The organism is Desulfosarcina sp. BuS5 (genome assembly GCF_028752835.1).
GTDB lineage: Bacteria > Desulfobacterota > Desulfobacteria > Desulfobacterales > BuS5 > BuS5.
The window spans coordinates 368,363-382,024 of record NZ_CP087952.1; the positions used below are offsets into that span (position 1 = coordinate 368,363).

Genomic DNA, 13,662 nt, shown 5'->3' on the forward strand with positions numbered 1-13,662 from the left:
TAAAGCCTTAAAGAACTTCATTCATACTGCCGGTGCGATACCCTTCCAGGTCGAGAGATACATATTTATATCCCAGGTTTTTAAGATGCTTAACGATTTTTGTGCAAAGATCAAATTTCAGCAATATTTTTTTTTCTCTTTCTCCCAGTTCTATTCTTGCTAATATACCATGATGCCTTACCCTGAAAATATACATTCCTAGTTTTTCGAGAAATGCTTCGGCATTTTCCACTTGTTTTAAGGCATCCTTTGTTATTTCGGTATAATATGGGAATCGGCTTGCCAGGCAGGCTAAAGCCGGTTTATCCCATGTGGGCAGTTTAAGGGCTTCGGATACAACTCGAATATCGCTTTTAAGAAATCCGGCTTCTGCCAGGGGACTGCGGATACCTATTTCGTTAAGGGCGACTCGTCCGGGTCTGAAATCCGCAGCATCGTCAATATTGCCGCCATCAAAACAATTGCGGATTCCGTAAAGTTCCGCTCTCTTTTTGATTTGTGAGAAGATTGCTTTTTTACATATATAGCATCTGTCAGGATGATTTTGAACAAATCCCGGCAGCTCAAGCACATTTTCTTTCAAGATGATATGTCTGACACCCATAGTTTCGGTAATATCATGGGCGGAATTAACCTCGTTTGCAGGAATCACCTCTGATTTAATGGTTATTGCCAGGAGCCTTTCTCCAAGTTCCCCAAGAATTTCTGCGCATACTTTTAATAAAAAAGTACTATCTACCCCACCTGAAAATCCGATTGCGGCATCTCCTGCCCTGGTGATGATCTGCCTGAGGCGATCATACTTTTCCCGAAGTATTTCAGGCAAGTTTGGCGCTTCGTCTGTTTTGCTGCAAGTCATTTAATTTATACCAATAACGTACAGACCGGCAATCATGAATATGCAGGCCATTGATTTAACAACCAGGCTCTTTTCCTTAAATACTGTTCCCCCGAGCACGACCGTTAAAAGGTTTGACAATCGTTTGGCCGGTATTGCCAGTGAAACAACGGCAGCCGGAACCGCGAGTGCTTTAAGATGCAGAAAGTCACTGATAATCCAGAAGCCTCCAGCTATAATAATAAGGAACCACTGCTTTTTTGCCAATGATGCCACACGCTTGTATCTGTTCATGGCAATTATTAAAACCAATTGTATAATGAAGATAAACATTGCAAAGAAAAATATATGCGTCATGGCATCTGTTTCAAATAATACCACCCTGTTTATTACCGGGCAGAAACTCCATAAAACCAGGGTTGCCAGCACGATAAGAAAATATTTAGCCGGCAGGGCGGTAAAGGGATTGAAAAAATTTCTTATTTCTTTGAGAGTAACTATATAACCGCCTGATAAAATCAACATAACTCCGGCAAACTGTTGACTGTTTAGTACCTCCCCTAGCTGAAAGTATGACAACAAAATAACTAAAAGCGGGTTGAAATTAAGCAGCGGTGAAACAGTTGATATTTCACAGTGTTTATATGCTATATTAAGCAGGTATGATCCAGTGAACGCAAAAACGGCATTTATCGAAATAAGGATTATATTGGCTGATGAGATTCCGAAATCGACTTCTCCAACAAATGGAATCAGGCAAAAAAAACCGAAGCTGCCTGTTAATATCATCATATCGGTTACGTCGGCATTTTTCAGTATTTTTTTTCTTACTATGTGATTAAGTGAAAAGAAAAATCCCGAACATAATATTAAGCTTATCCAGATCATTATATATTCATAGGGAGCATCCCCGGTTTTTTGCCACCCACCCTGAAAGGGTTAAGTCTTGATGTCAAGTCTTGATATTAAGAAGAAGGATAATCAAATTCTTCTATTATTTTTCCTTTGTCAACAAATAACCCTAAATCATTATATGCGCTTATGCAGGCGTCTGTCATATTTTCAAGATTTCTGCAAAGCGGGTCGCCATTTCCCAGCATTTTCTGTGAATCTTTAAGTATTTTTTTCATATTATTTATTTGTTCTGCCAGTCTGCTTTGAATCTGTTTTCTTATTTTCTGTTTTTTCAGTTCATCTGAAAGAACGGATTCAAGTCTGCAAATTGAATATTCTACAAGCGCATCCCGCGGCGCTCCTGAATCTTCAGCCGCGTCACATAATGAGGCAAGTGTTCTCCTGCTCAAAACAAATGTTTTCTGAATACGTTGCATAGCATTAAAATGCCGCAGTTCAAGTTTTTTGGCAATCGCATGTAATGTCTGACGGTCTTCCATAAGATGATCAAACAGAGATTTTTGCTTTATGCCAAGGTGAATTGAAACTGTGTTTAAAACACTGATAGCCCTGGCCGTCAGTTTAAATGTGGCTCTCACCGATTGCCTGCCCCTCAGGTCTGAGATGAAGGGACCTGGTAATGAAATAATTTGATTGGGTCGTTTATTATTTTTTATGGTCATCGCGCGACTTTTTAATATTACTAAAAATGAATAATGAATTATAATAATGAAATAAAAAAAATAAAAATTAATATTGACGCATAATAAATAATGTTTATTTTAAAAGCAAGAAAAAATGATGTTTAATAAAAATATTATATATATCTAACAAAAGGAGGTAATTATGATGGAACTTACCAGATGGAACCGTTTGGGTGATTTGCCTGTCCTGCAGGATCGTATTAATCGGATGTTTAATGACACTTTCTTCAAGGGCAGCGGTGCTGTAAACGATGAACTTACAGGCCATAGCTGGAATCCCGTAGTTGACATTATTGATAATGATGAAAGTATAGTAATAAAGGCTGATCTTCCGGGTGTCGATAAAAAAAATATCAGCATAGATTATAAAGACAGAGTGCTGACCCTTAAAGGTGAAAGAGTCGATGATAATGAAGTCAAGGAGGAGAATTACTATAAAAGAGAGCGGGTGCGCGGCTCATTTATGAGATCTTTCACCCTGCCTGCTTCAGTTGCTGCTGATAAAATTAGTGCGGATTATAAGGAAGGCGTACTCAAGATTGAAATACCGAAACCTGAAGAGCAGAAACCGAACCAGATTACTATTAATTAATCTTTATTCCAATCCCTTATCACAGGGGCGGCTCAATAGAGCCGCCCTTTTTATATACCCTGTTGATGCGTTCACATAAATCCGTCGGCCCGGGCATATTTTGATTGTCGATGCTTAAAACAGGAACCGCCCCTATCAGGGAGTTGGATATAATAACTTCTTTCCCTGCCAAAAGATCTTCAGGCTTTAAAACTCTTTTCTCAACCTTGTATCCCCATTCAAGCAGAACGTCGCAAAGCGCTTTTTGCATTATACCCGGCAAAACATGTTCGGAAAAAGGGATTAATACTTTTTTTCCCGAAATCAGCATTATATTAGCTGTGTTTGTTTCAGAAACTGTTCCGTCCGGATTTAATATCAGGGCTTCGTCTGCTCCCATTTTCACTGCCCATCTGCCGGCCAGGAGATAATACAAATAATTAAGCGTTTTGTGAGAAGCAAGTGGAGACTGACGGGCTTCGGGATATGTTAATAATTTAATTCCCGGCGATTTTTTTCCCGCAAGCCTGTGGGTATAAGGCCTGGCCATTACCATAAGTGTGTGATTAAATGGGGGCGTTTCCCTGTCTCCCCGGGTGGCAAGAATCTTGATGGCCCCAGTTTTATCGGTTAACCTGTTTTTTGCTATAACCGCATTAATAATCGAAGACCATGTGAGATCAGGCGGTCTGCTTTCAAAAAGATTCTCCCAGGTATTGTTAAATCTTGCCATATGCTCATCAAGGTAAAGCGCTTCCCCTTTATCCGCCCTGATGGTTTCAAAAAATCCGAATCCGAATAAGAGCCCCTGGTCAGTTGCAGATACGCATGCCTCCTTAACAGGTTTAAGTTTCCCGTTGATCCAGAGATAGTCTTCAGGCTCAGCCTGTTTTACTTTGTCCCTGAAAACCTCCATCAACGTCCGTCCCTTATGAATGGTTTCATTGAATTCATCCAGGGGATCGGAATCGAATACAATCCCCCCTCCGGCAGAGAAAAAGATTTTATCTTTATATACGGTTGCCGTGCGGATTGCTATTGATAAATCCATGGAGCCTGAAAAACCGATATAACCTATGGAACCGGTATATATGTGACGCCTGTGCGGCTCCAGTTCATCAATAATCTCCATGGCCCTGATCTTGGGACAGCCTGTAATTGACCCACCGGGGAATGTGGCTGCAATTAGATCTATCGCATCCCTGCCTGTGTCGAGCCTCCCCTCAACAATGGAAACAAGATGATAAACATTACTGTATGCTTCAAGCATTTTATGCTGTTTCACTTTTACTGACCCGGCAGCACAGACTTTGCCGATGTCATTGCGCAAAAGGTCGACTATCATGGAGAGTTCGGCGTCATCCTTTGTGCTTTTTTGCAGGTCATTTTTTAATTCATGATCTTCCTTTTTAGTTTTACCCCTGGGTCTTGTCCCCTTGATGGGTCTTGTTTCGACAATGTCTCCCCTTAGCTTAAGAAATCTTTCCGGCGAGGTGGAAACTATTTGATGATCGCCGGCATTAATGAAACTGAAAAATGGAGCCGGGTTATTCCTGTATAGCGTTTTAAAAAGGGAATAGGGATCACCGGTAAAGCCCATTTCAAAACGCTGTGACATATTTACCTGATACACATGGCCGGCTGCAATATACTCCCTGATTTTCTCGATTGCAGCAATATATTCCGGCTTGTTGAAATTTGACTTAAACCCGGCTGCATCGCCTGAAAAACTTTTTTTTATTAATGGGTCCGCAATAATAGTTTTTCTGAAGCTGTCAAGGGTTGCATACAAACTTGAGCTCCCTTTATTTTGTAGTACCGGAATACAGAGGGTGATGGTACTGGTTGTTTTATCCTGTACTATTATAATTGAATGCGCAAAAAAAACTGAATGCGGGAGCTGTATATCATCATTGGAAGTGCGTGGAAGTTCCTCAAGAATATCTTTAAGATCATAGGAGAGATAACCAAAAAGGCCGGCGTAAACCGGTTCAGGTAGACCGGCAAGATCAAGCTGACTGACTTGCAAACTGTAATGATTGACAATTTCTCTTAGAATATCAAAAGGGTGTCCTGTAAAATTAAATATCTGCCCATTTATGCTGATACTTATTGCGTCTCGAAAACATTTAAAACTCAGCCAGGGCTTTGCGGCAATTATGTGGTACCGTGCAGAGTCAAGATCACCTCCGCTCATTAATATCACCGTACCTGGTTTATGCGCAAACCGCGCTGCAAAAGAGATAAAATCTTCATCCAGGCTTATATGTTCGGTATAAATATCGGTAAGTCGGCCAATAATTTTTTTTATTTTATCCATGCTAATAACAATCCGTGCGTAACTTTTCAATAACTTCTGGAGCTCACTGATGATAAAATATAAAAGGTCTGATTGTTTGAGCGTGTTAGTGAGCCTTAAGAAAAAACAGCATATAAGACAACTAATGTTTAAAGGATATGAGTTGGCTTTTAAGCAGCCGGAATTAAAAGATAGGCCCCTGTTTTTTTCTTTAGGCTCACTAACATGCGAGTTTCAGACATTTTATATTTTATTATCAGTGGCGTGTATCTTGTCATTTGATTTCCCGTTCCTTATTTAGATGTTACATCCGTGCAAGGGCCGAGTTTCAAAAAGTTTTCAATAATCTGAAATCCGTTTTCCGTTAGAAAACTCTCAGGATGAAACTGAAGTCCATGAACCGGATAAACTTTATGGCTAAAGCCCATAGCAACACCATCTTTACTGCGCGATGAAACGACAAGTTCACTATTATTGATATTTACCATCAGCGAATGATAACGCGCAACTTTGAAGGGTGAAACCAGACCCTTAAATAAAGCACTATGATTATGCGGTATCAGGCTTGTTTTGCCATGCATCGGGACAGGTGCGCGTACAGTACTGCCGCCAAAGGCTTCATTAATACACTGCATCCCCAGGCAAACACCGAGGATGGGGATTTTTTTGTAAAATGCCTTGACTAAATTTATGGAGACCCCGGCATGTGCGGGATCTCTTGGACCTGGGCTGATTAAAATGTAATCAGGATTAATCGAACCTGCCTGCGTAACAGATATTTTGTCACTTCTATATACATCAATCTCAAGATTATAGCGTCTGAACATCTGCACCAGGTTATATGTAAAGGAGTCATAATTATCGATTACCAGCAGTTTGCTCATATCAGTAGCACTCCTTCAAATAAAAAAAAGCCACCCGGTAGAGTCTGGGTGGCTTTTGCCTGTTTCATAACTCAAAAATAAGAATATCTAATTTGTATAAAAACTATACAAGAAAAGATTTGAAATAGTCAAATTTTTTTTGAGAAAGTCCCCAGGAATAAAATCCGGGAAGTTTCCGGATCGATTTAATTGCGAGCATTAACAAAATTACCGGCCTGTAATCTCACCTTTAAGTAATTTTTTCAAACCTTCGAGGGTCCCTTTCCATACTGCTTCTTCGCCAGCCATAATTGCCACTATAACGGATTCTTCCACACTTACCTCCAAAACAAGCTCTTCATCGCCTATTTTAAATACCGCTTCCCCCCACCTTTCAGCCGGCAGCCCTGCAGCTTCACAGTCATAATCGGTTCTGATTTCTCCTGTCATTCTTATTTTACTCATATCCCTCCTTTTTTTTTGTATTATTAGAATCTGCTGAATAATATCTCCCTGCACAACCATCATGCAATCAATTCTTTAATCTTATTTAAAAGTGCATCCTGATCAACAGGTTTATCCATAAAAGCTGATACATTATAATACACCAAATCCTGATCTGCTTTCATCCCCTTGTAAGCGGAACATATGATAACAGGCAGGTTATGGTCTTGTTCCCTGATTTTTGCCACTAATTCCAATCCGTGCATGTTCGGCATTTTGATATCTGTAACAACGAGATCTATACGTTCCTTTTCAAGAATTTCCAATGCGTTGATTCCGTTTGAGGCTATGAACAAAGTCCAGGGCAGCTTGCGCAGCATCCTGAGATAGGTTTTTATAATTTTTTCTTCATCATCAACAAAAAGAATTTGTGTTTTTGATATTTTAAAAGAGATGATGATATCCTTTACTCTCTGTGTAAGACTTTCCTTGTCATGAGCCAGAAAGATTGTGGAATTATCCGCCACCTGGTAAAGGCGGTCTGTTATTTCAGAAGCATAAAGAATAACGGGAAGATCAGGAAATCGTTTATCAATTTTTATCAGCCGGTCAAGCCATTCCCAGGAGGAAAGACCGGGATTAAGGATTATTATATTAAAGTCGTCTTTGTTCAGTTTCAAATTTAGTCCCAAATTCAGTTCGGGCAGCTTTTCTGCCCCGGAATTGATTAAAATGTCATAATCAAGGCTTTGCAGCGCACTGCTTACCTGTTCCATGCATTTCCGGTCATCGATCAAGATATGAAAAGTTATTTTTGTTTTTGCCATTGCGGCCCCCTGGAATGTTGATGTCATACGGGAAGTTGCACTGTAAAGAGAGTGCCTTTCCCCTTTTCTGATTTCACCTTGATTTTGCCTGAATAAGCATTAATCATTGCTTTAACACTGGCCAGGCCTAAACCTGTCCCTTTTCCGACCGGTTTTGTGGTATAATCAGGAGAAAATATTTTTTCTAAATCCTCCTCCGCAATCCCTTCGCCTGTATCGGAAATTTTAATTATAATATCTCCGTTTTCCATACCGGTTTTTATGCCGAGACATTTTTTGTCCGAATGCTCCATCGCATCGATTGCATTTTTAATAAGATTGTCCATGATCTGCTTGATCTGAATAGAATCTCCCTTCATAAAAGGCAGATTCTCGGTCAGGGAAATATTTTTTTCTATTTTGTATTTAAAAATGGAATCGAGTTCAAAAAATTCCAACGCTCTTGCTATAATTTCGTTGATGTTTACTGGTTCAGTCCGGGAAGGTCCGCCCTCCCTTGCGTGATCAAGGATTGACCTTATTATTTTTTTTAAATCGCAGGCATTCTTCTTCATAATGCCGAGAAACTTTTGCAATTTATCCATATCGGGATTTGCGTTTTTCATCATCAGCTCAACAATGCCGATAGAGCCGAATACGGCCATTAAAGGATTATTCATATTGTGAACTATTTGGGATGCATATTTGCCTATCTCCGCTTTTTTTTCTATGGCCAGCAACTGATTTGTTCTTTTTTCAACTCTCTCTTCCAGCAGATTGTTATGCTCTTCAAGCCTTTGCATAAGATTTCTTTTATCCTGCTGGAGATTGAAAAGTTCAACAGCTTGTTTTGTTGTAATTTTTAATTCCGCCTCATTAAAGGGCTTGACGATATACCTGTAAAGATTGCCCTGGTTTATCGCGTTTAATATGGTATCCGTATCAGAATGACCCGACATTACAATACGGATTATATCCGGGTATTCGGCTTTGACCCGATCCAGCAGGGTAAAACCGTCCATCCCGGGCATTGATAGATCCGTAATCACAACAGAGACATTTTCTGCATTTAATATATCAAGCGCTGCCGGCCCTCCGGATGCAAAAAAAGTTCGGCATGGTTCAGACCTGAAAAGTCTTTTTAATGCTTTAAGAATTTTTTCCTCATCATCCACAAACAGGACTGTTCCGGTTTTATTTGTCATTATAATTAGCGCCCGAAGATGGGTTAAGATATATTTTTGATTTTAAATTTGGCATCCTTCAAATTTAGGTACGCGTTCCCACGCTGGAGCGTGGGAACGAGAAACCCGTAGGGGCAATCCCTTGTGGTTGCCCTTTTGTTCTTTGGGCGACCTCATTTTGGGCACCTACAAGGGGTGCCCCTACGGTTACAGGCAGATATCCCTGAATATCATTATGATCCCTTTGCCCTTGAATAAACCTGAAAGGGGAATAAAATCTATGTCATATTTATTATCAGATGATCCGTACCCTTTTATTCCCTTGTATGTTTCAGACGGCAGGGCTTTTTTAATCATTTCCATTAAATCATCAGGAAAAAAACATTCTATATTGCTGCCGATCGACAGGCCCTTTAATCGGCCGTTAAAGGATCTCGCAGACCTGTTAAGGAGCGCTATCATACCTTCGTCGCTTATTCCAATTACCGGAAGTGTCAAATCTTCGAGGATGGTGCGTGAAAGCTCCAGGGCATGGTTCTGGACTTCGAGATCCCTGGTACGTTCCCGGACAAGCATTTCAAGATTCTCGTTGATTCTTTTCAATTCCGCATTCTTTTGTATAACTTCATCATGAAGTTTTTTATTGGCTTTGACAAGGTCGTACTGATCCAGGGCCTGTCTTATTTCCAGGATCAGGTTTTGATCATTCCAGGGTTTTAAAAGGAATTTATAAATATGCCCGCGATTTATAGATTCCGTAATGGAATCTACTTCTGTATATCCTGTTAATATAATACGGATTATATCGGGATATTGATTTTTTACTTTTTGCAGGAATTCAGTGCCGCTCATCCCCGGCATTCTGTGGTCCGAGACAACCAGGCTGATCTCTTCTGCTGCAAGTTTATGCAGGCCTTCTTCGCCCCCTGAGGCTGTCACCAGGTGATAAGCCTCCTTCCTGAGCAGGCGTTTCAAGGAATTCAGGATATTCTTTTCATCATCAACACATAATATTGTATGCTTTTTATCATGCATCTTTACATGTCTTTCTCTAAAAAAAACTGGCAGGCCGAGGCTATCCCTTCCCTAACTCCAGGAAGCCAATCCTCCAAGGTCTTTAATTGGGGTTTCAGTGCCAGGGCCGCTTCAGGATTGATTAAAGCAGAATCAATCTTCGCATCCTGGCTGTGGATAAAGTAATTTGATATAAAATCAGCTACATGCACAATCATCAAGAGATTTATATCGTTCGCGCCGGCTTTTACGGCATGATGGTATTTTATCGTATCGGCCAGGCCGTCCGGCAGCTTCCATTTGTGTGCCATAATAGCCCCGATCTGCGCGTGGGTAACCGGGATTTCTTTTTTTTCGGCTTCATAAAAGGTGATGTTATTCTCATCCGCAGAAAGAATAACCTTTTTAAAAAGGCTAGGAAAATAGTGCGAAAGGATAATCTTGCCTATATCGTGCAGCAGCCCGCCGGTAAAGGCCTCTTCAGGTAAACATAAGCGGCTCTTTTCCGCCAGATGTCTGCTTGTTATCGCGACTGCAACGGAATGCTCCCAAAAATTTTTTATATCAAAATCGTCTGAAGAACCTTTGATCGAAAGCGCGTCGATGATAGCAACAGAAACAATCGCATTGCTGATTGTATTAAAACCGAGCAGTATTATTGCACGGTCTATGTTGGCGATTTTTGATTTAAAACCGTAAAAGGATGAATTAACAAGCTTCAGGATCCTGGGAGTCATGGCCTGATCGTTTTTAATTAACGCGCTTAACTCTTTAATTGATGTATTATAATCACGGAGCATTTTGTTGACTTCCATCGCAATTACCGGCAGGGTCGGCAGATCTTCAATGCGATCGAGTTTTTTAAGAATCGTTTTTCTGTCCATATTGGTTACTCTAACCTATCTCTGTCATATTGATACATGAATTGTGCCGCCAATCAGCTTATGTTCTCCGACTTTTTTAATAGAATCGATTGCAGCCTGTTTCAAAATAGTGCCCATTGACATTAATAGCCGGCCGTCCTTTATGCGCAAATCCTCTTCCAGCACCATACCTTCCTTTAAATCATAATAATTCAGTTTTAAATGTTTCCGCTTGTTCCCCCCTGCTTCCTGCGCGGATAGTACCCTGAATAAGCCGGTTACTACTTTTTCATCGTATTTATGTTTTATCCCGTGATGGATGATCCTTTTTGCAATTTTTTTCAGCATTATATCCGGTTCTTCAAGAACAACCTCTTTATAAACATAATCGTACTGCAGGGTCTTTGCCATAATTATTTTTGTATCCCGCGGCCACATATCGGTTATCTTGCAATAATCTGCTACTGTCCCAATTATTCGCGTTTCCAGTGAAATTGCATCCCCTTTGATGCCACTGGGGAATCCGGAGCCATCAAGATTTTCATGATGGCAAAGTATAATCTCACCTATTTCTCCAAGACTATCCACCGGTTCAAGGCACATAAAGGCTATCACCGGGTGCTGGCTGTACAGGCGGAACTCGTTTCCCGTCATCTGCGCTTCATCTTTTGCCAGAATTTTTTCAGGAAGCCCAAGCAGGCCTATATCGTGAATCATGCCGGCCATTTCTATCCGGTCCAGCGGTTTTTTGGAAAAACCTAATTCAACCCCCACTTTTCTTGAAAGCCTGGCAACATGCCCCATATATTTGCCTAAATCAGGATTTAAGGTTCCGATTAAGGATGACAGGAGCCGGATAGTATCCATAAAGCTCTTTTCAAGCTTTTTATTAATTTCCAGGAGATCCCTGCCCTTGTTTATAATCTCCCTGGTTCTCTGCTTGACCTTATTGTCCAGATTCCTGTTTAAATCTTTCAGTTCCAGGTTCTGTTCATTGGTAAGCTCCGTGAGCCTGCGGTTTTCTGCTTGAAGCTCAAGCTGTTTCACGGCCTGCCTGACCTGGAGGATAATATCATCATCATTCCAGGGCTTGGTCAGGTATCTGTGGATTTCGCCCTTATTAACCGCGTCAACGATTGCATCCATGTCGGAATACCCGGTAAGCAGAAACCTGATGGCATCAGGAAAGATCTCTTTCGATTTTGCCAGAAACTCAGCCCCGTTCATCCCGGGCATTCTCTGATCTGAAATAATAAGTGAAACCGGATCTTCCGCCCCATCTTTTAAGGTATGCAGAATATCAAGACCCTCCTGACCACTTGCAGCAGTCAGGATCTTGTAGCCCCCCTTGCGAAACAGCCGGCTTAATGCTTTTGTAATAGCTGTTTCATCATCAATAAGCAGGATGGTATGTTGTTTTTTTACAGACATTTTCCCAAAACAGGTTAAAGGTTAAAGGCTGAAGAGTTATGAGTTAAAAATTATCGGAAGTTTAATTGTAAAGATCGTTCCCTTGCCTACTGTGCTCTGAACATCAATAGCGCCGTTATGTTTTTCGATTATGTTATACGCAATATTCATGCCCAAGCCCGTTCCTTTGCCCACTTCCTTGGTGGTAAAAAAGGGATCGAATATCTTTGAAAGATTCTCTTCCGAAATCCCGGTTCCGGTATCGCTTATTTTTATCTCTACAAAACCGTTTTCAGCTTTGGTGGATATATTGATAACACCTCGTTCCTCCATTGCCTGGGCGGCATTTACCAGGATATTCATAAAGACCTGGTTAATCTGCTGTGGATAACATTCTACAATGGGAAGGTCGCCGAATTCTTTATTTACTGTGGCAATATACTTGATCTCATTATTAACCACGTTCAGAGTCTGTTCAATCCCCTTGTTGATATCCGTTTTCTGCAATTTGTCTTTGCCGGGGTGTGCAAAATCTTTTAAAGCTATTACGATCTTCTTAATCCGCCCGGTTCCCTCCCTGCAATCTCCGATCAGGTCTTGAATATCCTCGAGAATATAATCCAGATCTATCTCTTCTTTATAATCTGAGATCTCTTTAAGCTGAGCAGATAATGCCGCAGGCATCGTACCATCCGGCCAGGATTCTTCCATTGCTTTTTGTATGTTTTTGTATTTATTGATGAGTTCGCAAATATCGCCCGTGTAATCATCCATAGTTTTAAGATTGCTGCTTACAAACCCGGTCGGATTATTGATTTCATGGGCCACACCGGCCGCAAGCTGACCGATGGAAGCCATTTTTTCAGACTGGAGCAGTTGGGCATTTGCCTTGTTCTGTTCGTCCTTCAACTGAATTATCCGCTCTCCCACCCTGATTCTGGCTTTTAATTCCGCATGGTCAAACGGCTTCCTGATATAGTCGTCCGCTCCGGCTTTAAGTCCCTCAACTGCATCCCCGGCGCCGTCCCTGGCGGTTAAGAGTATGATATACACATAATCGGCCAACTCAAAGGTTCTTACCTTTTTACAGAGTTCAAGGCCGTTCATTCCAGGCATCAGCCAGTCTGTTATGATCATGGCCGGCGCTGTTTTTTGGATTTTTTCCCAGGCCTTTTGGCCATTATCAGCCAAAACCGCTTCATACCCCGACTGTTCAACTATTTTTTGCAATAAAGCAAGTGTTACAGGGTTGTCTTCCACAATCAGTATTTTCATTCCACGTTCCTCAGTGCCCGTTTTCCATCAGGACTTCTCAAGAAAAGGGTTAGTAATGGTTAAATAGTTTATCACATGTCCATGCTGCAAATCCTCACTATATAGAATAGTGCAATTTGCTTGTAATGCAGCAGTAATTATTAACGAATCATATAAGGAGTATTTCCATCGATCTGCGATTTGCAATGCTTGAGAATAAAACTCAACACTTGGAAAAATTTCACATAGTGGTGAAAGGACATCATTCAAATATATTTTACAATCTTGTGGAGATAATGGCGTTACAAATTTACGGGTAGCAATGTTAAAAAATTCCTGGATAACCTGATAACTGATACAGCCATTTTGTTGCATAAGTGCGCTGCGAATAAACTGCCGAGCTGCATCCCGTTTATTGGGAGCGTTTGGGTCAAACGAGTACACGATAATATTTGTATCCAAAAAAAATTTAACGTTCATTCATTTCATCTCTTGTAAAATGTTTCCCCGGGTTAGCA

The 13,662-nt window shown here is 40.8% G+C and carries 14 protein-coding genes; 1 reads left to right on the forward strand and 13 read right to left on the reverse strand.

Going from position 1 to position 13,662, the window contains the following annotated elements:
• Positions 1–7: 7 nt before the first annotated feature.
• From larE to BuS5_RS01795, 3 genes are all read right to left on the reverse strand, one after another.
• A complete protein-coding gene (gene larE / locus BuS5_RS01785; RefSeq protein WP_051374747.1) occupies positions 8–859 on the reverse strand; it encodes an ATP-dependent sacrificial sulfur transferase LarE in 852 nt (283 codons plus the stop codon).
• Positions 860–1,726 (reverse strand): DMT family transporter, encoded by an 867-nt coding sequence (locus BuS5_RS01790; protein ID WP_027353791.1) that lies wholly within the window; start codon positions 1,724–1,726, stop codon positions 860–862.
• Positions 1,727–1,803: 77 nt separating this feature from the next.
• Positions 1,804–2,331 carry a hypothetical protein gene (locus BuS5_RS01795; RefSeq protein WP_232223039.1) on the reverse strand — a complete coding sequence of 176 codons (528 nt, stop codon included), beginning with the start codon at positions 2,329–2,331 and terminating at the stop codon, positions 1,804–1,806.
• Between the two features lie 247 nt (positions 2,332–2,578).
• Between BuS5_RS01795 and BuS5_RS01800 the strand changes: the two genes are divergently transcribed.
• Positions 2,579–3,028 (forward strand): Hsp20/alpha crystallin family protein, encoded by a 450-nt coding sequence (locus BuS5_RS01800; RefSeq protein ID WP_051374748.1) that lies wholly within the window; start codon positions 2,579–2,581, stop codon positions 3,026–3,028.
• A 19-nt stretch (positions 3,029–3,047) separates the two neighbouring features.
• Here the strand turns inward: BuS5_RS01800 and pabB are convergent, their stop codons facing one another.
• From pabB to BuS5_RS01850, 10 genes are all read right to left on the reverse strand, one after another.
• Positions 3,048–5,327, reverse strand: coding sequence for an aminodeoxychorismate synthase component I (gene pabB / locus BuS5_RS01805; RefSeq protein WP_051374749.1), 2,280 nt, complete (start codon positions 5,325–5,327; stop codon positions 3,048–3,050).
• Positions 5,328–5,599: 272 nt separating this feature from the next.
• On the reverse strand, positions 5,600–6,190 hold the full coding sequence (locus BuS5_RS01810) for an anthranilate synthase component II (protein WP_035265286.1): 591 nt from the start codon (positions 6,188–6,190) through the stop codon (positions 5,600–5,602).
• 207 nt (positions 6,191–6,397) lie between these two features.
• On the reverse strand, positions 6,398–6,634 hold the full coding sequence (locus BuS5_RS01815) for a hypothetical protein (protein WP_027353795.1): 237 nt from the start codon (positions 6,632–6,634) through the stop codon (positions 6,398–6,400).
• Positions 6,635–6,693: 59 nt separating this feature from the next.
• On the reverse strand, positions 6,694–7,440 hold the full coding sequence (locus BuS5_RS01820) for a response regulator (RefSeq protein ID WP_198012239.1): 747 nt from the start codon (positions 7,438–7,440) through the stop codon (positions 6,694–6,696).
• A 23-nt stretch (positions 7,441–7,463) separates the two neighbouring features.
• Entirely contained in the window at positions 7,464–8,624 is a 1,161-nt protein-coding gene (locus BuS5_RS01825) for a hybrid sensor histidine kinase/response regulator (protein WP_027353797.1), read from the reverse strand.
• Positions 8,625–8,810: 186 nt separating this feature from the next.
• Complete coding sequence (locus tag BuS5_RS01830; protein ID WP_051374751.1) at positions 8,811–9,638, reverse strand: response regulator; 828 nt, start codon at positions 9,636–9,638, stop codon at positions 8,811–8,813.
• Between the two features lie 2 nt (positions 9,639–9,640).
• Positions 9,641–10,501: an HDOD domain-containing protein gene (locus tag BuS5_RS01835; protein ID WP_027353798.1), complete on the reverse strand. Its 861-nt coding sequence runs from the start codon at positions 10,499–10,501 to the stop codon at positions 9,641–9,643.
• Positions 10,502–10,525: 24 nt separating this feature from the next.
• Positions 10,526–11,911: an HD domain-containing phosphohydrolase gene (locus BuS5_RS01840; RefSeq protein ID WP_027353799.1), complete on the reverse strand. Its 1,386-nt coding sequence runs from the start codon at positions 11,909–11,911 to the stop codon at positions 10,526–10,528.
• A gap of 36 nt (positions 11,912–11,947) precedes the next feature.
• Positions 11,948–13,165 (reverse strand): response regulator, encoded by a 1,218-nt coding sequence (locus BuS5_RS01845; protein ID WP_035265289.1) that lies wholly within the window; start codon positions 13,163–13,165, stop codon positions 11,948–11,950.
• A gap of 27 nt (positions 13,166–13,192) precedes the next feature.
• A complete protein-coding gene (locus BuS5_RS01850; RefSeq protein ID WP_027353800.1) occupies positions 13,193–13,624 on the reverse strand; it encodes a PIN domain-containing protein in 432 nt (143 codons plus the stop codon).
• Positions 13,625–13,662: the final 38 nt, after the last annotated feature.